Source organism: Acinetobacter sp. CIP 102529, from assembly GCF_000368325.1.
Classification (GTDB): domain Bacteria; phylum Pseudomonadota; class Gammaproteobacteria; order Pseudomonadales; family Moraxellaceae; genus Acinetobacter; species Acinetobacter parvus.
This window is the reverse complement of sequence record NZ_KB849355.1, coordinates 1,799,730-1,822,712: the sequence shown is the minus strand read 5'-3', so window position 1 is coordinate 1,822,712 and position 22,983 is coordinate 1,799,730. Positions and strand designations below refer to the sequence as shown.

At 43.0% G+C, this 22,983-nt stretch carries 21 protein-coding genes; 9 read left to right on the top strand and 12 right to left on the bottom strand.

Going from position 1 to position 22,983, the window contains the following annotated elements; all coding sequences use genetic code 11:
- Window positions 1–57: 57 nt before the first annotated feature.
- Window positions 58–1,290 carry a tyrosine--tRNA ligase gene (tyrS, locus tag F972_RS14115; RefSeq protein WP_010589559.1) on the bottom strand — a complete coding sequence of 411 codons (1,233 nt, stop codon included), beginning with the start codon at window positions 1,288–1,290 and terminating at the stop codon, window positions 58–60.
- A gap of 61 nt (window positions 1,291–1,351) precedes the next feature.
- Here tyrS and F972_RS14110 point away from each other — a divergent pair, with 61 nt between their 5' ends.
- Window positions 1,352–2,485 (top strand): anhydro-N-acetylmuramic acid kinase, encoded by a 1,134-nt coding sequence (locus F972_RS14110; RefSeq protein WP_004770025.1) that lies wholly within the window; start codon window positions 1,352–1,354, stop codon window positions 2,483–2,485.
- Window positions 2,486–2,543: 58 nt separating this feature from the next.
- On the opposite strand, the gene erpA is transcribed toward F972_RS14110, so the two are convergent.
- The 7 genes from erpA to F972_RS16610 form a co-directional block, all read right to left on the bottom strand.
- Window positions 2,544–2,879, bottom strand: a complete 336-nt coding sequence (gene erpA / locus F972_RS14105; RefSeq protein ID WP_004675453.1) for an iron-sulfur cluster insertion protein ErpA — start codon at window positions 2,877–2,879, stop codon at window positions 2,544–2,546.
- A 122-nt stretch (window positions 2,880–3,001) separates the two neighbouring features.
- A complete protein-coding gene (locus tag F972_RS14100) occupies window positions 3,002–4,006 on the bottom strand; it encodes a putative solute-binding protein (protein WP_004770024.1) in 1,005 nt (334 codons plus the stop codon).
- A 288-nt stretch (window positions 4,007–4,294) separates the two neighbouring features.
- Complete coding sequence (locus tag F972_RS14095; protein ID WP_004770023.1) at window positions 4,295–5,302, bottom strand: putative solute-binding protein; 1,008 nt, start codon at window positions 5,300–5,302, stop codon at window positions 4,295–4,297.
- Between the two features lie 207 nt (window positions 5,303–5,509).
- Complete coding sequence (locus tag F972_RS14090) at window positions 5,510–6,511, bottom strand: putative solute-binding protein (RefSeq protein WP_010589445.1); 1,002 nt, start codon at window positions 6,509–6,511, stop codon at window positions 5,510–5,512.
- A 217-nt stretch (window positions 6,512–6,728) separates the two neighbouring features.
- Window positions 6,729–6,806 carry a hypothetical protein gene (locus F972_RS16620; RefSeq protein WP_416201953.1) on the bottom strand — a complete coding sequence of 26 codons (78 nt, stop codon included), beginning with the start codon at window positions 6,804–6,806 and terminating at the stop codon, window positions 6,729–6,731.
- A 63-nt stretch (window positions 6,807–6,869) separates the two neighbouring features.
- Window positions 6,870–7,064 (bottom strand): putative solute-binding protein, encoded by a 195-nt coding sequence (locus F972_RS16615; RefSeq protein ID WP_004770021.1) that lies wholly within the window; start codon window positions 7,062–7,064, stop codon window positions 6,870–6,872.
- A complete protein-coding gene (locus tag F972_RS16610; protein ID WP_004683898.1) occupies window positions 7,040–7,222 on the bottom strand; it encodes a hypothetical protein in 183 nt (60 codons plus the stop codon). The genes F972_RS16615 and F972_RS16610 overlap by 25 nt, the downstream gene beginning before the upstream one ends.
- Before the next feature lie 302 nt (window positions 7,223–7,524).
- Between F972_RS16610 and F972_RS14075 the strand changes: the two genes are divergently transcribed.
- Together F972_RS14075 and F972_RS14070 are read left to right on the top strand one after the other, a co-directional pair.
- Window positions 7,525–9,453, top strand: coding sequence for an ATP-binding cassette domain-containing protein (locus tag F972_RS14075; protein WP_004683897.1), 1,929 nt, complete (start codon window positions 7,525–7,527; stop codon window positions 9,451–9,453).
- 333 nt (window positions 9,454–9,786) lie between these two features.
- Complete coding sequence (locus tag F972_RS14070) at window positions 9,787–10,344, top strand: VTT domain-containing protein (RefSeq protein WP_004683895.1); 558 nt, start codon at window positions 9,787–9,789, stop codon at window positions 10,342–10,344.
- A gap of 88 nt (window positions 10,345–10,432) precedes the next feature.
- Here F972_RS14070 and gyrB read toward each other — a convergent pair whose 3' ends face one another.
- The 4 genes from gyrB to dnaA form a co-directional block, all read right to left on the bottom strand.
- Window positions 10,433–12,901: a DNA topoisomerase (ATP-hydrolyzing) subunit B gene (gyrB, locus tag F972_RS14065; protein WP_004683893.1), complete on the bottom strand. Its 2,469-nt coding sequence runs from the start codon at window positions 12,899–12,901 to the stop codon at window positions 10,433–10,435.
- 47 nt (window positions 12,902–12,948) lie between these two features.
- Entirely contained in the window at window positions 12,949–14,043 is a 1,095-nt protein-coding gene (recF, locus tag F972_RS14060; RefSeq protein ID WP_004770020.1) for a DNA replication/repair protein RecF, read from the bottom strand.
- A gap of 28 nt (window positions 14,044–14,071) precedes the next feature.
- On the bottom strand, window positions 14,072–15,220 hold the full coding sequence (gene dnaN, locus F972_RS14055; protein WP_004770019.1) for a DNA polymerase III subunit beta: 1,149 nt from the start codon (window positions 15,218–15,220) through the stop codon (window positions 14,072–14,074).
- An 89-nt stretch (window positions 15,221–15,309) separates the two neighbouring features.
- Window positions 15,310–16,701 carry a chromosomal replication initiator protein DnaA gene (gene dnaA, locus F972_RS14050; RefSeq protein WP_004756820.1) on the bottom strand — a complete coding sequence of 464 codons (1,392 nt, stop codon included), beginning with the start codon at window positions 16,699–16,701 and terminating at the stop codon, window positions 15,310–15,312.
- Between the two features lie 666 nt (window positions 16,702–17,367).
- On the opposite strand from dnaA, the gene rpmH reads away from it, so the two are divergent.
- The 6 genes from rpmH (at window position 17,368) to F972_RS14020 (ending at window position 22,974) form a co-directional block, all read left to right on the top strand.
- Window positions 17,368–17,502 carry a 50S ribosomal protein L34 gene (rpmH, locus tag F972_RS14045; RefSeq protein ID WP_000831329.1) on the top strand — a complete coding sequence of 45 codons (135 nt, stop codon included), beginning with the start codon at window positions 17,368–17,370 and terminating at the stop codon, window positions 17,500–17,502.
- A 27-nt stretch (window positions 17,503–17,529) separates the two neighbouring features.
- Window positions 17,530–17,925, top strand: a complete 396-nt coding sequence (gene rnpA, locus F972_RS14040; protein ID WP_004675434.1) for a ribonuclease P protein component — start codon at window positions 17,530–17,532, stop codon at window positions 17,923–17,925.
- Between the two features lie 9 nt (window positions 17,926–17,934).
- Window positions 17,935–18,258 carry a membrane protein insertion efficiency factor YidD gene (yidD, locus tag F972_RS14035; protein WP_004675433.1) on the top strand — a complete coding sequence of 108 codons (324 nt, stop codon included), beginning with the start codon at window positions 17,935–17,937 and terminating at the stop codon, window positions 18,256–18,258.
- 2 nt (window positions 18,259–18,260) lie between these two features.
- Window positions 18,261–20,021, top strand: a complete 1,761-nt coding sequence (gene yidC / locus F972_RS14030; RefSeq protein ID WP_004683887.1) for a membrane protein insertase YidC — start codon at window positions 18,261–18,263, stop codon at window positions 20,019–20,021.
- Window positions 20,022–20,135: 114 nt separating this feature from the next.
- Window positions 20,136–21,491: a tRNA uridine-5-carboxymethylaminomethyl(34) synthesis GTPase MnmE gene (mnmE, locus tag F972_RS14025; RefSeq protein WP_004770016.1), complete on the top strand. Its 1,356-nt coding sequence runs from the start codon at window positions 20,136–20,138 to the stop codon at window positions 21,489–21,491.
- A 784-nt stretch (window positions 21,492–22,275) separates the two neighbouring features.
- Entirely contained in the window at window positions 22,276–22,974 is a 699-nt protein-coding gene (locus F972_RS14020; RefSeq protein WP_004683885.1) for a DsbC family protein, read from the top strand.
- Window positions 22,975–22,983 lie beyond the last annotated feature (9 nt).

Below are 22,983 nucleotides of genomic sequence, written 5' to 3'. Positions count from 1 at the left end.
TCTATTTATGTATAAAAAGCAGGCTCATGGCCTGCTTTTTATTATTTTTATTTGGATTTAGTCAATGAAAGTCACTCGTGCAATGGCTTTTTTACCCGATTGAATGATTAAAGTGACATTCTCTTTTACAGAGAAGCTCATATCAACCACATTCCAGTCAACTTTAACCGCACCACGACCCACGGCATCTTTTGCAGCAGCTGCATTCGGATTTAAGCCTGCGACGCGAAGAATGGTTGCAATAAATAACTCACCACCAAACTCAGCACGGGAAATGGTCACTTCTGGTGTATCTTCAGGTACTTCGCCTTCTGTGACACGGTTACCCGCGCTCTTATGTGCATTTTCTGCGGCTTCTGCATCATGGAAACGCTCCACTAGCTCAAGTGCCAAAATACGCTTAATCTCCTGTGGATTACGTCCTGCCGCCATTTCATCTAGCAAGACTTTGATTTCATCAAGTGACTTAAAGCTCAGTAGATCAAAGTAACGTTCAATCAGGCTATCTGGCATAGACAGGATTTTTTGGTACATCGCGCCTGGGGTATCAAACACACCAATATAGTTGCCTAAAGACTTAGACATTTTATTGACACCATCCAAACCTTCAAGAATCGGTACGGTAATGCACACCTGTGATTCCTGACCGTAGCGGCCCTGTAAAGTACGTCCCATCAGCAGGTTAAAGGTTTGGTCTGTTCCACCTAACTCAACATCTGCTTCAAGCGCAATCGAGTCATAACCCTGAACCAATGGATAAAGGAACTCATGGATCGCAATCGGTTGGTGGTTGCTATAGCGCTTGGTAAAGTCATCACGCTCCATCATACGTGAAACAGTTTGCTGGCTTGCCAATTGAATCAGGTCCGCAGCTGACTTCTGGTTGAACCATTCTGAGTTAAAGACAACCTTGGTTTTATTTGGATCAAGAATTTTAAATACCTGTTCCTGATAGGTTTTGGCATTGGCTTCAACCTGTTCGCGGGACAACGGCGGGCGCGTTGCACTCTTACCTGTTGGGTCGCCGATCATTGCGGTGTAGTCACCAATCAGGAAATAAACCTCATGTCCCAGATCCTGGAATGTTTTGAGTTTATTAATCAGGACCGTATGTCCCAAATGTAGGTCAGGAGCCGTTGGGTCAAAACCTGCTTTCACACGGAGGGGGCGATTTTCCTTGAGTTTTTTCAGTAAATCTTCTTCAGAAATAATTTCGTGCGTGCCTCGTTGAATGAGAGCAAGCTGTTCTTCGGCGGGCAAGAAATTTGACATCACAAAACCTAAACACATCAGTTATTCAATTTGTGCGATATACTAACATTTTTTCAGCGTGTTGCAGGGAGAAGTTGCGGTGAACGCAATCTATATTGGTGTAATGACAGGCACAAGCATGGATGGTGTGGATATTATCGCAGCTTCATTTGGGCCGCTCACGCTACACGCCACGCTGACTGTGCCTTTTGAACCTGAGCTACGTGATGAGCTGATGGCACTGACCTTGCCTGATGACAATGAAATTGACCGCATGGGCAAGGCGGATGTGGCGCTGGCGCAAATGATTGGTCAGGGTATCAATGAACTGATTGAAAAGAACAATTTAGACCGCACTCAAATTAAGGCCATCGGTTCACATGGGCAAACCATTCGCCACCGCCCTGAACATGGTTTTACCCTGCAAATTGGTGATCCCAACATCATCACTGAGATCACGCAACTCCCTGTGGTTTCTGATTTTCGTCGTCGTGATATGGCGGCTGGTGGACAGGGTGCGCCTTTGGTTCCCGCATTTCATCAGGCACTGTTTCAGCATAACAGTATCCATCGGGTGATTTTGAATCTGGGTGGCATTGCCAATGTCAGTATGTTGCCTGCCAATAACCTAAACGGCGTCTATGGTTTTGATACAGGTCCAGCCAATATCTTGATGGATGCATGGTGTCATCGTCATACGGGGCATCCATACGATGAAAATGGTGACTGGGCGGCCTATGGCAATCCCATTCGTTCTTTATTGGATCGTTTACAGAATCATGAATTTTTTGCCAAAGAGCCACCGAAAAGCACAGGTCGTGAAGATTTTAACCTCGAATGGCTGGATGAGCAGCTCAGCGATTGGCGCAATGATCTGGAATATGACGAACTGGAAGATACACCTGAGAATGTGCAGGCCACACTGATGAAACTGACAACACGGGCCATTAAGAAAGCGATTTACCGCAGCAAGGAGCTGATGCCTACAGGTGAAATCTATGTCTGCGGTGGCGGAGCCTACAACTCACATTTACTGGAACAGCTACGCTGGCGTTTACGCAAGCATAATTGGTCTGTACAAACCACTGATGCTTTAGGGCTGGCACCAACCTGGGTGGAGGCAACTGCTTTTGCATGGTTGGCCATGCGTTTTGTTCAGCAACTCACTGGTAATTTACCCGCTGTGACAGGCGCGTCAGGTGATCGTATCCTGGGAACCATCACTGCTGTTTAAGGCTAAAGCAATAAAAAAGGCTTATCGAATTGAGAAGCCTTTTTATATTTATATTCTATTAAATCGAGAAAGATGAACCACAGCCACAGGTCGTGGTGGCATTCGGGTTTTGGACCACAAAACGAGAACCTTCCAGTCCTTCAAGATAATCAACCACTGAACCAACTAAGTATTGATAGCTAAGTGAATCAACTAACATTTTAACGTCGCCATTGCTGAATTCAGCATCATCTTCATTGACACTTTCAGCAAAATTAAAGCCATAAGAGAATCCAGAACACCCTCCACCCGTGACATAAACGCGTAACATGAGATCGTTATTCCCTTCACTTTCGCGTAACTGGCGAACTTTTTTGGCAGCATTATCTGACAATTCAAGAGCTTGGGCGTTCATGATGATGTTCCTCAGACTTCAATATGTCTTTAAAAAAATAAAAGACCTGATATTCAGTATAACATACTCAATATCGGGTCTGTATTTGAAGTTTAAAGTGTGTTTAAAGACTTTATACAGGATTATTTATAGTTTTCATCCTGTAGCGCACACTCAAAATTCTTGGCATCTTCACGACAACGGAATTGCCATAGCAATTTCATCATACGCTTGTCATAAATGCCCTTTGCAGTCAGGTTGATACGCGCTTCACGCATCAGCTTTTGGTAGCCAGGCTTGTCAGCCGCAGGAACTTCCATCCAGTATTTTTGTGGAATATCCGCTTTCATCTTGCCAAGTATGCCAAAAGCACGTGGTAACTGTGCCTTCACCCATTCCCTTGATTTTTGACCAAAACCAGCAGGGAATTTATCAGGATGGATAATCAGGTTGCCTGTCACCTGCAAGATTGGGTAATTGACAATTGCACCCTTAGTACCCAGACCTTTGTGAAGTTCTAAAGGCTTAAATGCTGCTGCTGGCGCACCAATGATATCAACCTGACCATTGTTGAATTTCGCACCAAAGTTGGTGATGTCAGAACTAACCGCCTGAGCACCCACCTGAGAAGCCATAATTTTTTGCGCTTCATCATAGTCCAGTACCGCAATTTTCTTGCCTGCCGCTTTGGCAACAGTGTTGATATTGCGGTCATTAACCAGCAGATAGGCATCCCCAATCGGAATCACGCCCACAACCTCATATTTGCCATTCACCATGGCCTTAGCAAATGCTGGGCTTGCCAATCCCTGCATCACTTTTACCGCAAGTTTTAGGTCTGTGATCGCACCAATCGCATCCAATGAGCCTGTAAACTGGTTAAACTGGCGACCACGCATGCCTGTGATACTAACCCCATCACATTTACCTGCCTTGAAATCTTCCGCTATCACTGCTTCATTGGTGCCCACTTTCAACTCAATGTCCGCACCCCATGTTTTTGCGGCAAGCTGATAGTCTTTCATCAGTGCATAGACATCGCCACTTTTACCGACAATGTCAAATACACAAATGGTCTGTTTTGCCTGAGCGCCCGCAGATACCGCAGCAATACCTGTCGCCAGTAGGAGTGTTTTAAACCATTGCATCTTATTTTTTCCTTTGCATCCATGGTGATTGTTGTTACATAACATTCAACACTAAAAAGTGCGTTATATCTTTCCAATATCTTCAAATGAACAATAGATTTGAAAATAGCCATCATTGCTTTTGATGGCTTTAATATATTCTTAAATCTTCTCTATTCCATTTGATTTCTTATGTCTCTGTATAATCATGATGTTAGCAACTAAAGACAATGACTTAAATGACAATACTAAAGAAACAAAAAGCCTAGATTTATCTAGGCTTTAAGTATTGGCTTTCGCAATTGGTGTTTATTCACCTGGTAAAGCACATTCAAAGTTCGACTTGTCTACTGAACAACGTGCTTTCTTCAATACAGACATCATACTAGCATCGTAGATACCACGTTTAGTTAAGTCCATACGACCATCACGCATTAATTTTTGATATTTTAATTTGTCTTCAGCAGTTAAGTTCATTTTGTATTTTGCTGGGATTTCAGCTTCATAACGTTTGATCATTGCGAAAGATTTTGGAAGTTGCTTCACAAAATAATCACGCGATTTTTGACCAAAACCAGCTGGGAATTTTTCTGGGCGTAACACAAGATCCGCAGTTACTTGTAATACTGGGAAGTTGAACATCGCACCGTTAGCACCTAAACCTTTGCTCAACTCTAATGGCTTATATGCATAAGCAGGAGCGCCTACCATATCTACTTGTCCGTTGTTAAATTTAGCAGCAAAGTTAGAAATATCAGAAAGTACAGCTTGTGCACCTACGCGTTGTACCATAATTTTTTGCGCGTCGTCATGACCCAATACCGCGAATTTTTTACCCGCTGCTTTTTCGATTGAGCTAATGCTCTTATCACGCACGAAAATATAAGCCGCACCTAATGGAGCAATACCACCAATTTCGTATTTATTACCACCAAGATTGGTGGTCATTTTTGCTGCATTACGTGCATCCAGTACATAGGTAATCGCACGTTGAGCAATCTCATTACTTGGCGCACCGCCTAAAGAGTCAATAGAACCCGCAAACTTGTTGTACGGACGTGCACGCATTGCTGTCATTGCCACAGCATCACATTTACCCGCCTTAAAGTTGTTGTCCGCCACCTGCTCATCAGTAATTGCCTGAAGGTTAACGTCAGCACCCCAGCTTTTTGCAGCCAGTGCCCAGTCCTGCATCATTTTGTATGATTCACCTGACTTTCCTAATAAGTCGAATACACACACATTAACTGCCGCCTGAGTTGAGGCAGATACACCTAAGATTGAAGTTGTTGCAATAGCTAATGCAATTTTTTTCATATTTTTCATCCTTTCACAAACTTTATGTTTGTCTCCTTGTTGGAAGCAAATATTAATCATGTTTCTTGAAAAAGAATAAAGCTCGTACTCTATTTTTATATCAATATTGTTTATTTTTTGTCCTGCTTGATCTTATTCACTCATTTTCATGGGTAAATTTGTTATAAGCCGCACAATTTTTTTGTAAATTGATAATTTTTACAGGTCTTATTCACCACTGAGTGAACACTCAAAATTGGTCCGCTCCACCGTACAGCGTGCACGCTTCAGCACGCTCATCATGCTGGCATCGTACACTCCCTGTCTGGTCAAATTCATGCGTCCATCACGCAGTAGTTTCTGATAGCGGATCTTGTCTTCATTGGACAGGGTGATTCTTCTGGCATCCATGCCAGCCTCTAGACGATGTACTGTTGCGAAGTTGCCTGGTAATTTGTTGATGAACCACTGACGTGACTGTGTACCAAAATTTGCAGGGAATTTTCCAGGCTTGATAATTAAGTCGCCCGTAATGTTAACCGCTGGAAAATTGAATAATGCCCCATTTGCCATACCCTTGCTAATTTCCAGAGGTTTATATGCATAGGCAGGTGCGGCAATCACATCGACCTGACCACTGTTAAACTTCTTCACAAAGTCTGAAATGTCGGATGGCACGGCAATCAGATCAATGCTTTCAACAATCGTCTTTTGTGCCTGGTCATAGTGGAGGTAGGCGAATTTTTTGCCTTTGGCCTTTTCAATGGTGTCAATATTTTTGTCCCGAACAAAGATATAGGCCAGTCCGACTTGAATAATCCCTGCAACCTCATGTTTCTCACCCCCAACTGACGCGGTTAGACGGTGCTTGTTGCGATTATCCAACACAAAGCTAATGGCTTTTTGGGCAATGGCATTACTGGTAACCGCGCCCACAGCATCAATTGAACCCGCAAACTTGTTGTATTTACGGGCACGCATGGAGGTCATATAGACACCGTCACACTTCCCTGCATCGAAATCCTGTTCTGCTTTTTTCTCATCCTGATAAGGAATCAGCTCTATATCACCCTGCCAGTTTTTGGCGGCCAGCTTCCATTCCTCGATCAGTTTGTAAGACTCTCCAGCCCTACCCAACAAATCGAATACGCAAATTTCTTGTTTTGCCTGTACAGGAGTAGTCATGACAAATAGAGTCGCAGCACTCAATGCCAAAAGTCCTTTTTTCATTTTGTTTTCCCTTATTTGCTGTTTTTGCATATTTTTCCACTAGCGAGAGACGAATATAGTCAGATCTTGACTAAAAGCCTAGTCCTTTTATTTACATACATCGGGTTTTACTGATTTTTAATAGCACTCATCATATTTTACTCATTGATAAAATATCTATTTTCCCTATCAAATGATTTGTTCAAATCACCACACAATTCAATCTGGATTCAGATTTTTATTCACCTCCCAATGAACATTCAAAACGGGTTCTTTCCACTGAACAACGTGCCCGTTTCAAAACACCCATCATCACTGGGTCATAAATACCATCTTTGGTAAAACGGATTCGTTGCTCCCTAAAAAGTTTTTCATAATTCTAAACCTCTTCCTTAGAAATCGAATATTTATATTTTGTTGGAATGGCATCCTCAAGCCGTTTAATCATGGCAAAACTTGTTGAAATTTGTTGTATAAGCCATTCCCGTGAATTCAGAGAGAAACCTGCGGGAAAAGAGTTTGGGCGAATAATCAACTCAATCGTAATATTCACAACAGGAACGTTGTCAAACATTGCCCTGTTGTTCGCAGTCCTTTCTCAATCTCCAGAGCTTTATAGGCCTCGCCAGATTTTCCCAACAAGTCAAAAACACAAATTTTAGTATCTGTATTAACCTGCATACTTGCCCCCAACATCAGCATTGCCCCCACGGCAAGAATCCCTTTCCTCATCCCTAATCCTGTCACTATACTTCTAATCTTGTTGCTTATTTTTTCATTAAAACCAAATAATAATCTGATTTGCATCACAAAAATAGAGTAAAAACTCTATTTTTAATGATTGAATTGCTGGATTCAATCGAATTGATCTTTAGGGCAGATGGATTACGGTATTTAGATTTCATAACACACTCGACAAGGTTTGAAGCCAGAATATAATTTATGAATGAATATTGAATGGCTACCAGATAAAAATTTGCTTTCATGCACGTTCACCTTAAAATGCAGCCAACTCTTTGTAATTTTGCATGCTCATGATCCAGTTTGACCAAGTTTCATTGCGCCGTGGTGGGCGAGTCCTCTTTCAGAAAGCATCAATGCAGCTCCATCCTGGCTGGAAAATTGGCCTTACAGGCGTGAATGGTGCGGGTAAATCGACTTTGTTTGCCGCATTTCTGGGTGGCTTGGTTGCAGATGAGGGAAATCTAACTCGTCCAGCAGTTTGGACTGTGGCACACATGGCTCAGGAAATTAAAGCCTTAGAAATGCCAGCAATTGATTTTGTTTTGTCTGGTGACGAAGAATATTGGGACATTCAAGAAAAATTAGCGCATCCAGATCATCTGAGTAATGATGATTTAGCCAAATTACATGGTCGTTTTGATGAAATTCATGGCTATGCAGCACCTGCGAAAGCAGCCCAATTGATGGCAGGTTTAGGATTTCTTGATCATCAAATCCGTTTAAATGTGGCAAGCTTCTCGGGTGGTTGGCGGATGCGTTTAAACCTCGCCCGTACCTTAATGAGCCGCTCAGACCTACTGTTGCTGGATGAACCCACCAACCATTTGGATCTGGACGCAATTCTGTGGCTGGAAGACTGGCTTAAAGCCTATGAGGGCACGCTGGTGTTGATTTCACATGACCGTGACTTCCTTGATGCCATTACCGACCATATCCTGCACATCGAAAATCAGGAACTCATGCTCTATACAGGCAACTACTCCACCTTTGAAACCACCCGTAGCGAACGCTTGGCACAACAGCAACAGGCGTTTGAGAAACAACAGGAAACCCGTGCACATCTACAAAAATTTATTGACCGCTTTAAGGCCAAAGCCACCAAAGCCCGTCAGGCACAAAGTCGTATTAAACAGCTAGAGCGCATGCAACAGCTTGCGCCTGCGCATGTGGACACGCCATTTACCTTTAGCTTCCGTGAACCCAGCAAAATGAGTTCACCGCTGTTAAGTCTGGATATGGCGACAATTGGCTATGGCGATAAAATCATTGCTGAAAAAATCCGCCTGCAAATCACGCCAAGTTCACGCATTGGCTTGTTGGGGATGAATGGTGCAGGTAAATCAACCCTGATCAAAACATTGGTGGGTGATTTACCGCTCTTGGCAGGCGAGCGCAAAGCCTCTGAACTCTTGAACATCGGTTATTTTGCCCAGCATCAAATGGATGCACTGGATGCCAATGCCAGTCCAATGCTGCAACTGGCCCGCATTGCAGATAAACAAATCAGTGAAGCTTCCTTGCGCGCCTTTCTGGGTGGGTTTGGTTTTAGTGGTGAACGTATGGACACCCCATGCGAGAGCTTTTCAGGTGGTGAGCGCGCACGTCTGGCATTGGCCCTAATCGTATGGCAACGCCCAAATGTATTGATTCTGGACGAACCCACCAACCATCTGGACCTGGATATGCGTCATGCCCTGAGTATGGCATTGCAGGACTTTGAGGGTGCTGTGGTGTTGGTCTCGCACGAACGCCAACTGATTGCCAGCGTCTGCGATGATTTACTGTTGGTTCATGCAGGCAAATGCACAGAGTTTGAGGGCGATTTACAGGATTATGCGAAATGGTTGCGTGAAGCGCGCCAACAGCAGATCAACGCTCAAAATGCCCTACAGCAACAAAGCAGCAATGCACCCGCCTCAACTGCAAAAGTGGATAAGGAAGCCCAGCGAAAAGAGGCTGCCCGTCGCCGTGAACTGACCCGCCCGATTCGCAAGAACATCGAAAGGGTTGAGGCACAGATTGACAAGGTTCAACCGCGTTTAGCAGAGATTGAACAGGCTTTGGCGGATAGTGCCCTGTATGAAGCGAATCGAAAAGATGACTTGATCAAACTCATGAATGAGCAAAATGATTTAAAGGCAAAACTAGAACAATTCGAAGAACAATTGCTCACCTTCATGATGGAGTTAGAAGAATTAGAAGCGTCATTTACGCATTAATTTAAAAATATAGATCCATATATTTACTGCATAGAAATATATGGATCTTAGATTCATGTAGATATTTAAAAACCTTTAAGCCTGTTCCCAAGCTCAAATCAACATCCCCGTAACATAAATCTGTATTGAATAATGTTATTCTTTTATCTCACTTTTTAATCTCGATTAAAATTTGAATTTTCTCAAAAAATTGAGCTTTGGCTTCAGGCTAGATATACTCAAGCCCCATTATTGTAATGTTATCACCTACGAATGAATCTTGAGGGTTAGATTCGTTTAATATTTTTTGTACTGCAATTTGCTGAGTACGTTATTTGGGACACTACAAACTGAATGAACTCTTTAGACTTTCTTTTTAATTTCGAACACTTCCTGCCAATCCTAGTTCAGGAATATGGTTTATGGATTTATGCCATCCTGTTCCTGATTATTTTTTTAGAAACAGCTTTTGTGTTTATGTTCTTTTTGCCAGGCGACAGCCTGTTGCTGACCGTAGGTGCCTTGTGCTCCATGATCGAGATCATGCATCTTGGTTATATGATCAGCTTGCTTTTTGTTGCCGCAACCCTGGGTTATATGGTCAATTATCATATTGGCCGTCATTTTGGTGACCGTATCTTTAATATGGAATCTCGCTTCATCAAACAAGAATACCTACAAAAAACCAATGTGTTTTTCTTAAAGCATGGTGGGAAAACTATCCTTCTTGCCCGCTTCATTCCTTTTGCACGCTCATTTGCACCGCTAGCAGCAGGTTCAAGCAATATGAATTATACGCACTTTGTAGTTTACAATATCCTAGGTGCGTTGCTGTGGATCAGTGTTCTAGTTACTGCAGGTTATTTATTTGGTCACGCGATTATTCAAGTGAGTGATTTGGTAGATAGTTAATCCTTTAGTGTTCCACGTGAAACCTTCCCTGCTAGTTTTCAAAAAAAAGACGATGCTCCAAGGCATCGTCTTTTTTTACATTCAGAATTTAAGCGTCAATATCTGCATTGAGTGCGTTTTCTTCAATGAAGGCACGACGAGGTTCAACATCATCACCCATGAGACATGAGAACATACGATCCGCCTCAATCGCATCATCAATGGTCACTTGCAACATATTGCGATTTTCAGGATCCATCGTGGTTTCCCAAAGCTGCTCGGCATTCATCTCACCCAGACCTTTATAACGCTGGATCATCATGCCACGGCGTGAGTCCTGCAAAATATGCTGCCATACCTGATGGAAACTGTTGACCTGAATACGGCGCTCACCTTTTTGCAGATAAGCCCCCTCTTCAAGCAGCTTGAACCAGCTCTTGGCATTTTTCAGCAAACGTGCATATTCAGCAGAATTGAGCAGACCTGCATCCAGCAAATAGGCATGTGGCAAGTTATGTACATATACCGTGACACGCGGCCAGTAGTGTGCCGATTTTTCACCCAGGGAGTTTTCACGTTCAAATGATTCCAAGGTAATTTCAGGGCGCAAACTTGGCTGTAATTTTTCAATTGCCACACGCAATTGCTCAGCCCATGATTCCACATAGTCACGCTCATGGTTGTGGTCAGCCTTAAATGCCTCTAGCTCAAGCAGGCCATCCAGCAGGCTCGCAGGATAACGCTGAGTGAGGCGCTGCAAGCTCTTCTGTGACACCTGATAATCCGCAATCACACTCGCCAATGCCGCACCAGTAATTGCAGGTGCTTCCGCACTGATATGCAAGGCAAGCTCATCAATTGCATTGGAGATCAAAAACTCTTCCAGTGCATCATTGTCCTTGATGTATTGTTCGTGCTTGCCTTTCTTCAATTTGTACAGTGGTGGCTGGGCAATATAGATATAACCACGCTCAACCAGCTCTGGCATTTGACGGAAAAAGAACGTCAACAACAAGGTACGGATGTGTGAACCATCCACGTCCGCGTCAGTCATGATGATGATTTTATGATAACGTAACTTATCTGGATTATATTCTTCACGCCCGATGCCACAGCCTAAAGCCGTAATTAGCGTCCCGACTTCCTGACTGGAAATCATCTTGTCAAAGCGGGCACGCTCAACGTTGAGGATTTTACCTTTCAACGGCAAAATCGCCTGCATCTTACGGTTACGGCCCTGCTTGGCACTACCACCCGCAGAGTCACCCTCGACCAGATACAGTTCAGACAAGGCTGGATCTTTTTCCTGACAGTCCGCCAATTTTCCTGGCAAACCCGCAATATCCAGCGCACTCTTACGGCGGGTCATTTCACGGGCCTTACGCGCCGCATCACGGGCACGCGCTGCATCAATGATCTTACCTGCAATCGATTTCGCTGCTTGTGGATTTTCCAGTAAATAAGCAGAAAACTCTTTGTTCATGGCCTGCTCTACCGCAGGTTTTACTTCACTCGAAACCAATTTTTCTTTGGTTTGCGATGAGAATTTTGGATCTGGCACTTTCACTGAAACAATCGCGGTCAAGCCTTCACGAGCATCATCCCCTGTAACAGCAACTTTTTCTTTCTTTAAAATATTTTCACTTTCAAGATACTGGTTCAAACCACGGGTTAACGCCGCACGAAAACCTGCAAGGTGTGTACCACCATCTTTTTGTGGAATGTTGTTGGTAAAGCAGCGTACATTTTCCTGATAGCTGTCATTCCACTGCAAGGCAACTTCGACGGTAATCCCGTTTTCAGCATCAGCCGTGAAATGAAAAATATCATTCAGATGGGTCTTGCCTTCGTTAATGTATTTAACGAATTCAGACAGGCCACCCTCATAATCGTAGACGTGTTCAAGGTTGATCCGTTCATCACGCAATACAATCCGTACACCTGCATTGAGGAATGAAAGCTCCCTTAAACGGCGTGCCAGAATATCAACATTGAAAATGGTCTGGCTAAAGGTCAACTCACTTGGCCAGAAACGTACAACTGTACCTGTACGCTCTGTTTCACCCACCACCTTTAATGGATATTGTGAATCACCATGCTGATATTCTTGCTCGTGAATTTGACCCGCACGATAAATCGTCAACTGTAGTTTTTTCGACAAGGCGTTGACAACCGACACTCCTACACCATGCAAACCACCCGACACCTTATAGCTGTTGTCATCGAACTTACCGCCCGCATGCAGGATGGTCAGGATCACTTCTGCCGCAGACACGCCCTCTTCAGGGTGTATGTCGGTTGGAATACCACGTCCGTTATCCGACACGCTGACCGATTCATCCTCATGGATGGTCACCAGAATTTCGTCACAATGACCCGCCAGGGCTTCATCAATGGCATTATCCACCACCTCAAACACCATATGGTGCAGACCAGTACCATCATCGGTGTCACCGATATACATCCCAGGACGTTTACGAACCGCGTCTAATCCACGTAATACTTTAATACTAGAGGAATCATAAGCCTTTTCATTTGTTTGTTCTGTTTGAGAGACTGATTGAGACTCTGAACTCATGGTTACTCCCTAGTAATATTGATCTATTTGAAGATGAGAAAATAAAATTATGGTGCAGCAAGACTGACTTGACCGTGAACAACATGGAATAATTGAAAAGGAATCGACAAATCATGTAAGTGTTTTAATACCGACGCATGGTCCAGGGTGGTCATAAAAACCTGACTTCCCAGCTGACTCAGTCGCTCAATTAAACGCTGTTGTGCGGCTACATCCAACTCTGCTGTCAGATCATCCAATAATACCACAGTTTCCTTGTTGCTCGCATGCAGCATTGCAATTTGTGACAGTTTTAATGCCATGATTAACAACTTTTTTTGCCCACGGGACAACACATCCGCAGCATCACTGCGCAGGGCATCGCCACCCGTTTTTAAACGCAGGTCGGCACGGTGTGGACCATACTCAGTATAGCGCCGTTCCAGATCTTTTTGATGCTGCTGCACCAGATCGTGTAGCAGTCCCTGCTCGGTATGAAAACCTGGATTGTATTCCAGCACAATCTCCAGATCAGGCAACAACTGCTTTAAATCTTCCTGAAAAAAATAGTTCCATTGCTCCACAATGCTGACCCGTTGTGAATTCAAAATTTCACCATAGTCACTCAGCATCTTGTTCCAGGGTTCAAAATCAGCCAAGGTCAAGTTACGCCGTGACTTCAGCAGACTGTTCCGCTGCTTTAATGCACGTGAATAATATTGCCAGGCAAAATAGAACTCAGGTTCCACGTGGAACATCAACCAGTCCAGCAGTTGCCGCCTTGGTTTAGCTCCATGATCAATGATATCTGTACTTTGTGGGTCAATATGCTGCAAAGGCAGCAGTTTTGCCAACTGCCCCTGCGTGGCAATGGTATCACCATTGACCTTGATCAACTGCTCACCAGAAGCCAGCTTTTGCATACCAATCCGTTCACTGGCGGATTGGGCAAAAACAAGCGCATCGTCTGCATTGTACTGAATGTAATGTTTTGGTATATGGGTACGGAATGATCGGCCTGTCGCCAATAAATGAATGGCTTCCAGAACTGAAGTTTTTCCAGAACCATTTGCGCCGTAAAAAATATTAAACGGTTGCAACTCGCCGAGTGCAACCGCCTTTAAATTACGTACACGTTCGATATTTAAACGCGTGATTTGCATGTTTAAAAACTCAAACTATCAACTGTGATTAAACCCGCATCGGCATCACGACATAGGTTTGGTCTGGCTGGGCTGGATCCTGCACCAGCACCGACTGATTGGCTTCAGTCATGCTCATCTTGACATCATCACCATCCAGCACACTCAGGACATCCAGAATATATTGTGCATTGAATGACATCTCCATCGGTGCATCCTGATATTGAATAACCAAGTCTTCACTGGCCTCATCCTGCTCAGGGTTGTTGGCACGCAACTGCAATGTATCCTGACTAAAATTCAGGAAAACCCCACGTAGTTTTTCATTACTGAGAATCGCCACGCGTTGCAGTGACTGTTTAAACACATCATGGGCAATCAGCACATGCTTATCACCACCACGCGGAATCACACGGCGATAATCTGGGAACTTGCCATCAATCAGCTTGGTGGTAAAACGAACAGTGATATCACCCTGCTCCTTATCACGGCTTGGCGTATTGATGGTGATATTTAACAGTTCACGGCCAATCAACAAGGTCAGTTGCTCATCCTCAATACTGAGTAAACGCTGTAATTCACCAACCGCCTTACGCGGAACAATCGCCTGAATCGATGCAGATGCTGTCGATGTAGCCGACACTTCACACAATGCCAAACGGTGACCGTCTGTTGTGACTGTACGCAATTGATTTTGATCAATTTCCAACAATGTACCCGTCAGATAGAAACGAACGTCCTGAACCGCCATGGCGAAAGAGGTTTTTTCAAACAATCTTTTTAATTCACGCTGTGTGACCTGCACCTGTGTACCCTGACTGTTTTCAGTCGTCAGTAATGGATAATCCTCGGCAGGAAGCGTACCCAGAACAAAGCGGCTATTGCCTGATTTCAGGATACAACGCTGGTCTTCAGTAATTTGTAGGTCAATCAAGGCTGCTGTCGGGAGGGATTTACAAATTTCGACCAGTTTACGTGCTGGAACAGTCGTTTCGCCAGCCTGCAAACAGGCACCCTCAGCCAGCGTGGTGCTTGCCACCAGTTCAACTTCCAAATCAGAACCCGTAATGGTTAAAGCCTGTTGAGTGGTTTGAATTTTGACATTAGAAAGAATATTCAAGGTGTGACGACGCTCAACCGCCCCCACCACATGCGATAAAACATTGAGTAAACTTTCTTTAGCGATTTTCAAACGCACGATTTATTCCTCTTACAACAGAAGCCGATATGAATGTTAGCAGTGTACTATGCTGCACTTAAAAGCAGTTTGCAACTCTGAAAAATGAATTAACTTTGTAAAAGACGCAGCAGGTTTTTATAGTCTTCATTAAAAATTGGATCTTGCTCACGTAGGCTAGCCACTTTTTCACAGGCATGCATCACTGTACTGTGGTCACGCCCACCAAATGCCATGCCAATCTCTGGAAAACTGTCACCTGTCAGTTCACGCGCCAACCCCATTGCCAACTGGCGTGGGCGTGCATAGATACGAGTACGTTTTGGCCCCACCAGTTCCTTGAGTGGAATACGGAAATATTCACTGACCACACGCTGAATGTTTTCCACACTGATGGTACGGGCACGAATTGCCAACACGTCTTTCAAGGACTCACGCACCACATCCAGATCAATGGCTGTCCCCTTGAAACGGGAAATAGCCACCACCTTATTCAATGCCCCCTCAAGCTCACGCACATTGGCAACCACTTGCTGGGCAATAAACAGGGCACAGTTGCGGGGTAAATCGACACCACTGTTTTCAGCTTTCTTCAATAGAATTTCAATACGGGTTTCAATATCTGGTGGTTCAACCCCCACCGACAATCCCCATGAAAAACGAGAGACCAAACGCGGATCAAGCTCAGTTAATTCTTTTGGATAACGGTCAGATGTTAAAATAATTTGTTTAGATTCATCGAGTAAAGCATTAAAAGTATAGAAAAACTCGACCAAACTCGCCTCTTTACCTGCGAGTAAATGAATATCATCGACCAACAACAAATCTAAAGAACGACAATTTTTCTTAAATTCTTCAACCTTACCTTTTTGTAGTGAACTGACAAAATCCTGTACAAAACTTTCCGAGGTCATATACATCACACGCGCATTTGGCTTGGCTTGTAACAGCGCATTTCCGACAGCTTGCATCAAGTGTGTTTTACCCAAACCTGTTGGACCATATAAAAATAAAGGATTGTGCTGAGACGCACCAAGCTGGGTCAAAACCTTGCGGCAGGTTTCCGCAGCCATCTGGTTGGAACGGCCTTCCACAAACAGTGAAAAAGTGAATTGCGGGTTGAGCTGTCTTTTCTTTGGTGATTTCGCTGTGTTTTGACTTGGCTGGACCAGATCAGGCTCTTTCTTGATACGTGTTGGAGTAGTCTGGGTATTTAAAGCGGCAGTCGTGGTTGCTGGCTGCTCACTGGAAGACAAAATCGTACCAGGGCGGGAATCAACCAGGATCTCAACCTGACGAATCCGCCCTTCAGACAACTGTTCCGCCAAAATTGAAATGAGTTCCAGATGATTATCTTGAATATAACGTGTCCAATAAGGGTTAGGTGCGTATAAACGCATGACTCCATCAACCTCTTCGGCAACCAAAGGACGAATCCACATCGCAAAGACGTTATCAGAGAGCTCTTGTCGCAAGCGAGTTAAGCAGTCTGTCCAGAGCATGTGCATCCCCTATCTATCCATTTTAAATTCAAAAATAAAAACCGTTACCCTCATCTTTCAAAGGGGTCGCCATTCTAACCAAGTTATCCACATCTGTCAGGACAATTTATGAGACTTTCGCTGAAAAAGACAGCATTTGTTTATAAATTTAAATTCAAAACCGCATGTGTATAACTTTTTGCACAAGCTGTGGATAATTTTAAGCTCAAAGTTATCCACAAACTATATTATTGATAAAAACATGCTTATCCACAGCATAAATTTATGTTTATTCAAAAAAAAACACCACTTTCCACAGAATAAATCGACACTAATAAGAATAAATTTAAATTTTAAAATTTGAATTTACTTATAAGGTTTACCTGTTTTGTGGATAACTGAGCATATCGAAATTTAAATTCAAAATCCAAGAATTAAATTTAAATTAGAAAGCGGGTTGTTGATAAACCTGTTTGTAAACTGGGAAAATAAACGAATGCTGATATAATTTAACCAGATAGCTTGTGTATATTTTTTGTTTTCAATAAAAGCATGTAACTGCATGCAGGTTTATTGCTTCAAAACAGAACAAACAAAATGTAAAGTTTTTGATTTTCCATTGACAGCGTAAACATTGCACAATAAAATCGCGGACCTTTATAGAAAGATCATTTTGGGAGTTTCGATATGAAACGTACTTTCCAACCATCTGAATTAAAGCGTAAACGCGTTCATGGTTTCCGCGCTCGTATGGCTACTAAAGCAGGTCGTCAAGTTTTAGCTCGTCGTCGTGCAAAAGGTCGTCATAGCTTAACTGTTTAATACTGTTAAGCTGACCAGATTTGGGTGATGGCACTTTACAGTTTCGGCATTGAATCTCGTATTCGTTGTGCTGCAGATTATAAAAGTGTGTTTGATGGTGCACTTTTTAAAGTGCACCAGCCCCATTTCCTTTTTTTAGCAAAATTAACCGAACAGCCAAATAGCCGTTTGGGTATTGTCGTTGCTAAAAAGAAAGTACGTCGTGCTCATGAACGAAATCGAATAAAACGTCTTGCTCGGGAGAGCTTTCGCTTACACAAAGTGCAATTTAATGCTGATATCGATATTGTGGTAATGCCTAAAGTTGGTATAGAAGCAATCGCAAATCAAGAATTACATCAACAATTAGAGTTTGCTTGGCAAAAATTACAACGCTTAGCAAAAAAGCATTCAAAAGCTGTTATAACATCTTCACAAAATTAGAGATCTCCAATGGTACAATTACTACATTGGTTGATAAGATGTTACCAGATTGCTATTAGTCCATTATTGGGTCCTCGTTGTCGCTATATTCCTACCTGCTCGCAATATGCGATTGAAGCATTGCAAACACACGGTGCGGTCAAAGGTGTCTGGTTATCGACTAAACGAATTTGCCGTTGTCATCCTTGGGGCGGCTCAGGCTACGATCCAGTACCACGCAAAGCACTTCGTTTTATTTCGTTTCATCAAATAGATTCTCAAATGCATCACGTTGCTGTACCCTTTCGTGATCGTTTATTCAAGCAAAATCTCTCTAACCATTTGGGATTATAGATATGCAACAATGGGCCAGATTTGCAATTCTTGGAGCCATGTTTGTTACCGCATATTTGCTTATTTTGGCTTGGCAAAAAGATTATGGTCATGCTGCACCAGCACCGCAACAACAAGCGGCTGCTGTGACTGCACATGAAGTATCTGCAGATTTGCCAAACGCTCAAAATGCAACAGCGGCTTCAGACTTGCCACAAGCAAATGTGACTGCATCACAAACCACAGAACATAATACATCTGTGAGTCAGCAACTGATTTCAGTACAAACTGATCTTTATCATCTGTGGATCAATCCAAAAGGTGGTGATATTGTCCGTATTGAATTGTTAAGCCATGATGAAAGCAAAGACAGCGATAAACCGTTTGTCATGCTGGAAAGCGATGCGAAACGTACCTACGTCGCTCAATCGGGGTTAATTGGTTTAAATGGACCAGATAGCAGCCGTGGCGGTCGTCCAATGTATGATGTTGAGAAAACAGCATACACCTTGGCAGATGCGAAAAGTGTAGCGTCGAAAGATGGTAAAACACATCAAGTATTGACTGTGCCGTTGGTATTTAAAACACCTGAAGGTGTGGAAGTGATTAAATCGTTCACTTTCACGCAAGGTGATTACCCAATTACTGTTAAACATCAAGTTGTTAACCGTAGCCAGCAAAACTGGCAAGGTCAAATGTTTGGTCAGCTGAAACGTGATAATTCTGATGATCCAGGGAAGTCTTCTCAAGGTATTTTCACACTAGGTACCTATCTAGGTGGAGCATGGGGTACACCTGAAGAGCCATATAATAAGTTAAAATTTGCCAATTTTAATGACGAAAAATTAAATGTTGAAGCCAAAGGCGGCTGGGTTGCCATGGTTCAGCATTATTTTGTGAGCGCATGGATTCCTGGGAATTTAAAACTCACTCAGGCCGATGGTCAGCCATATAATGCAAAATTAGAGTCACGTCAGTCTACGGACGGCATGAATATCATAGGCTTCACCTCTCCAGTGATCAATGTACCTGCAGGTACTTCAATGGAAGTGGATGCTAAACTGTATTCAGGTCCAAAAATCCAATCTGAACTCAAAGACTTGGCTGCTGGTTTAAACCAAACTGTTGATTACGGTTGGTTATGGCCAATTGCGAAATTATTGTTCTTGGGCTTGCAATTCTTCCATAACATTATTGGTAACTGGGGCTGGTCAATTATCTTATTGACGATCTTGGTGAAGTTGATTTTATGGCCACTTTCTTCAAAAAGTTATCGTTCGATGGCGAAAATGCGTGTGATTGCACCAGAAATGCAACGCATGAAAGAAGAATTTGGTGAAGACCGCATGCGTTTCTCACAAGAAATGATGGCGCTCTATAAGCGTGAACAGGTTAACCCTCTGTCTGGTTGCTTGCCATTGCTATTGCAAATGCCAATTTTCCTAGCCTTGTATTGGGTATTGATGGAATCGGTTGAACTGCGTCATGCACCGTGGTTAGGTTGGATTCAAGATTTATCTGCGATGGATCCATGGTTTATCTTGCCGTTGATCATGGGTGTCACCATGTATGTTCAGCAGATGCTTAACCCACAACCAACGGATCCAATGCAGGCAAAAGTATTCCGTATCATGCCAATCATGTTTACGGTATTCATGTTGTTCTTCCCTGCGGGCTTAGTGCTTTACTGGATCGTCAACAATAGTATTACCATTTTGCAACAATGGTTTATTAACAAAAGCGTCGAAAAAGACCGTCTCAACAAGGTTGAGCCGAGCGCTTAAGTCCGAACTTTTACTGAATAAATCCGCTTAAGATGGTAATCTTGGGCGGATTTTTCTTTATCTGTATTTAGGGTTCCTGTTTCATAACCCTTGTGTTTTTTAGGTGAATTTAACATGCAACATCAAACCACAATTGCTGCGATAGCTACCCCATTAGGTCGTGGTGGTGTGGGCGTGATTCGACTTTCTGGACCAAAAGCTTATGCGATTGCAGAACAGTTGACCCATAAACAATTACCTGCTCCACGTATGGCAGGTTTCCGTCAGTTTTGTGATGCCGATGGCTCAGTGATGGATGAGGGGATTGTGTTGTGTTTTCCAAACCCTCATTCGTTTACGGGCGAAGATGTGGTGGAATTACAGGGGCATGGTGGCCCTGTTATCCAAAATGCTTTGCTGGCACGTTTGCTCGATCTGGGCGCGAGTGCTGCAAAAGCGGGTGAGTTTTCTATGCGTGCCTTTGAAAATGGCAAAATGGATTTAGTACAAGCAGAAGCAATTGCCGATTTGATTGATGCCACTTCACAGGCGGCAGCACGTTCTGCCGTTCGCTCTTTGCAAGGTGTATTCTCAACCAAAATTAATACAGTTTTAGAAAAACTCATTCACTTACGTTTGCATGTTGAAGCTGCGATTGATTTCTCTGAAGAAGAAATTGATTTCCTTGCTGATGGCAAGATTTTGGCTTTGTTGGATGAGGTACAGGACTCAGTTCAAGCGGTACAGCAGTCTGCTCGTCAAGGACAGCTATTACGTGAAGGTTTACAGGTGGTAATTGCGGGTAAACCAAATGCGGGTAAATCGAGCCTGTTAAACGCACTGGCGGGCCATGAACGTGCTATTGTGACGGATATTGCAGGCACCACCCGAGATGTGCTGCATGAAAAGATCAGTTTGAATGGTTTGCCGATCACCCTAACTGACACTGCTGGTTTACGTGAAACGGGCGATATTGTCGAGCAGGAAGGGATTCGTCGTGCGATCAAGGAAATTGAACAGGCGGATTTATTGCTGTTGGTGTATGACTTGAATCAAGGTGATGAGCCATTGCAATTAGCGCATGAATATTTTTCAGAGCATCTTGAGCCAAAACGTTTGCTATTGATTGGCAATAAATGCGATTTAACGGGGCAAGATGCCACATTACGTGATTATCAAGGCTTCCGTCATATCAGTGTCTCCGCAAAACAAGATATGGGGGTTCAGGCACTCATAGAGGCGATTACAGCGCATGCGGGCTTCCAGCCTGAAGAAGACACCTTTATCGCCCGAACACGTCATTTAGATGCAATGAAGCGTACTCAGCGCTATCTTGCAGAAGCACGTGAGCAGTTAGTTGTGTTTAATGCAGGTGAATTGGTCGCAGAATCATTGCGACTGGCTCAAAATGCGTTGGGCGAAATCACTGGTGATTTCAGTGCTGATGATTTACTCGGAAAGATTTTTGGTTCATTCTGTATTGGAAAGTAATTTGAACCTATTTTATTGGCTCTAGACTAGCAGATTACCCTTAATTTTACCTAATTAGATTCCTTGAAAATAGTTTTTATCAAAACGAATTTTAAGCATCATTGTGAATCTGGATATGACCCAATGAACGCTTGTGGTGGAATTATTCCAAAATTTAATGCGATGATCTACCTTATTCTGGTTTTATCCGAATAGCCGTAAAACCTCGGGGTTTAGCCCGAGGATATAAGGCTGCAATCCGCTAGTCCCCCTTGTGGGGATTAGCTAGGATTGCTAAAAACATTTGGATCTAGTAATCCATGTGCTATGATAATTATGTTGTATATTTTTAGTCAGCAGACTGATACAACACGAAAAAAACAGTTTTCCCCATTGTAATCCGTGCGCTCTTTGCAATCCGAAAGGTAGGACTACATTGGAATAAGAAGCAGAGAACTATAGTATCTGTTTCGTGGCAGGACATTGCCATCTAGCAGTAGGAATCCCCCTCCTTTAGGTCGGGGAGGATGTCAAATTTATATGTCAACATGTTGTGATATTTATTGTTAGTTTATTACCAAACTGGAATGTGTATTAAGGAGTTTCTTTGAGAATCAACGGAAGTGTTTCACGTTGAACACAGATACAACTGGGTCTTTGAATATGAAAATCTATGATTTTAGAATGAATGTTCCACGTGGAACTTTTTGACACAGGTTAGATTTTGGTTGTGACTGAGTAAGCTGTGCAATTTATGAGGATAAGCTTGATTAGAATAGCGCTAATTTTGAGTTGAGTATGAGACATGTTGAAAAGAATTGCTTTATTTTCATTATTGAGTTGTGCGTCTGCGATGATTTTTGCAAATGTAGAAACCTTAAAAAATAATTTAAATCAGCAATATCCCAATATTCATGTTAGTAATATTCAAGCAACAGAAATGACAGGACTATACAGTGCCAATTTAGATAATCAGATTATTTATTTGGATGAAAATGCCCAACATATGTTTATTGGTTCGATGGTTCGTTTAAAAGATCAAAAGAATCTGACCAAGGACTTGGTTCTAAAGCAAAATTCAATTGACTGGAAACAATTACCTTTAAAAGATGCAATAAAAACGGTAAAGGGCAATGGCAAACAGCAGCTCGCTATTTTTTCAGATCCGAATTGCCCCTATTGTAAGAAATTAGAAGCTGAACTGGATAAGCTCAATGATGTCACCATTTATACGTTTATCTATCCATTAAAAGCACAATCAATTACGGTTTCAAAATCGATTTGGTGTGATCCTAACCAAGCTTACGCGTGGAAAAACTTATTGCAGAAGAATGCACAGCCTAAAGAAAAAACCTGTGCCAACCCGATTGAGCGTAATCTGGCACTGGGACGTAAACTGGGCGTTGAGGGCACCCCTACCCTGATTTTTGAGACGGGTTTTAAAATGACGGGTGTACGGAGTGCCGAGGAAATTCAGTTGATCTGGAAAGAACTGGGCTTATAAATAAACAAC

What these genes read in the sequence shown, in the direction of transcription:
- tyrS (WP_010589559.1), bottom strand. Translation starts at nt 1,290, where the DNA reads ATGTGTTTAGGTTTTGTGATGTCAAATTTCTTGCCCGCCGAAGAACAG.
- erpA (WP_004675453.1), bottom strand. Translation starts at nt 2,879, where the DNA reads ATGAACGCCCAAGCTCTTGAATTGTCAGATAATGCTGCCAAAAAAGTT.
- F972_RS14100 (WP_004770024.1), bottom strand. Translation starts at nt 4,006, where the DNA reads ATGCAATGGTTTAAAACACTCCTACTGGCGACAGGTATTGCTGCGGTA.
- F972_RS14095 (WP_004770023.1), bottom strand. Translation starts at nt 5,302, where the DNA reads ATGAAAAAAATTGCATTAGCTATTGCAACAACTTCAATCTTAGGTGTA.
- F972_RS14090 (WP_010589445.1), bottom strand. Translation starts at nt 6,511, where the DNA reads ATGAAAAAAGGACTTTTGGCATTGAGTGCTGCGACTCTATTTGTCATG.
- F972_RS16615 (WP_004770021.1), bottom strand. Translation starts at nt 7,064, where the DNA reads ATGTTTGACAACGTTCCTGTTGTGAATATTACGATTGAGTTGATTATT.
- F972_RS16610 (WP_004683898.1), bottom strand. Translation starts at nt 7,222, where the DNA reads ATGAGGAAAGGGATTCTTGCCGTGGGGGCAATGCTGATGTTGGGGGCA.
- F972_RS14075 (WP_004683897.1), top strand. Translation starts at nt 7,525, where the DNA reads ATGATCCAGTTTGACCAAGTTTCATTGCGCCGTGGTGGGCGAGTCCTC.
- F972_RS14070 (WP_004683895.1), top strand. Translation starts at nt 9,787, where the DNA reads ATGAACTCTTTAGACTTTCTTTTTAATTTCGAACACTTCCTGCCAATC.
- gyrB (WP_004683893.1), bottom strand. Translation starts at nt 12,901, where the DNA reads ATGAGTTCAGAGTCTCAATCAGTCTCTCAAACAGAACAAACAAATGAA.
- recF (WP_004770020.1), bottom strand. Translation starts at nt 14,043, where the DNA reads ATGCAAATCACGCGTTTAAATATCGAACGTGTACGTAATTTAAAGGCG.
- dnaA (WP_004756820.1), bottom strand. Translation starts at nt 16,701, where the DNA reads ATGCTCTGGACAGACTGCTTAACTCGCTTGCGACAAGAGCTCTCTGAT.
- rpmH (WP_000831329.1), top strand. Translation starts at nt 17,368, where the DNA reads ATGAAACGTACTTTCCAACCATCTGAATTAAAGCGTAAACGCGTTCAT.
- rnpA (WP_004675434.1), top strand. Translation starts at nt 17,530, where the DNA reads ATGGCACTTTACAGTTTCGGCATTGAATCTCGTATTCGTTGTGCTGCA.
- yidD (WP_004675433.1), top strand. Translation starts at nt 17,935, where the DNA reads ATGGTACAATTACTACATTGGTTGATAAGATGTTACCAGATTGCTATT.
- yidC (WP_004683887.1), top strand. Translation starts at nt 18,261, where the DNA reads ATGCAACAATGGGCCAGATTTGCAATTCTTGGAGCCATGTTTGTTACC.
- mnmE (WP_004770016.1), top strand. Translation starts at nt 20,136, where the DNA reads ATGCAACATCAAACCACAATTGCTGCGATAGCTACCCCATTAGGTCGT.
- F972_RS14020 (WP_004683885.1), top strand. Translation starts at nt 22,276, where the DNA reads ATGTTGAAAAGAATTGCTTTATTTTCATTATTGAGTTGTGCGTCTGCG.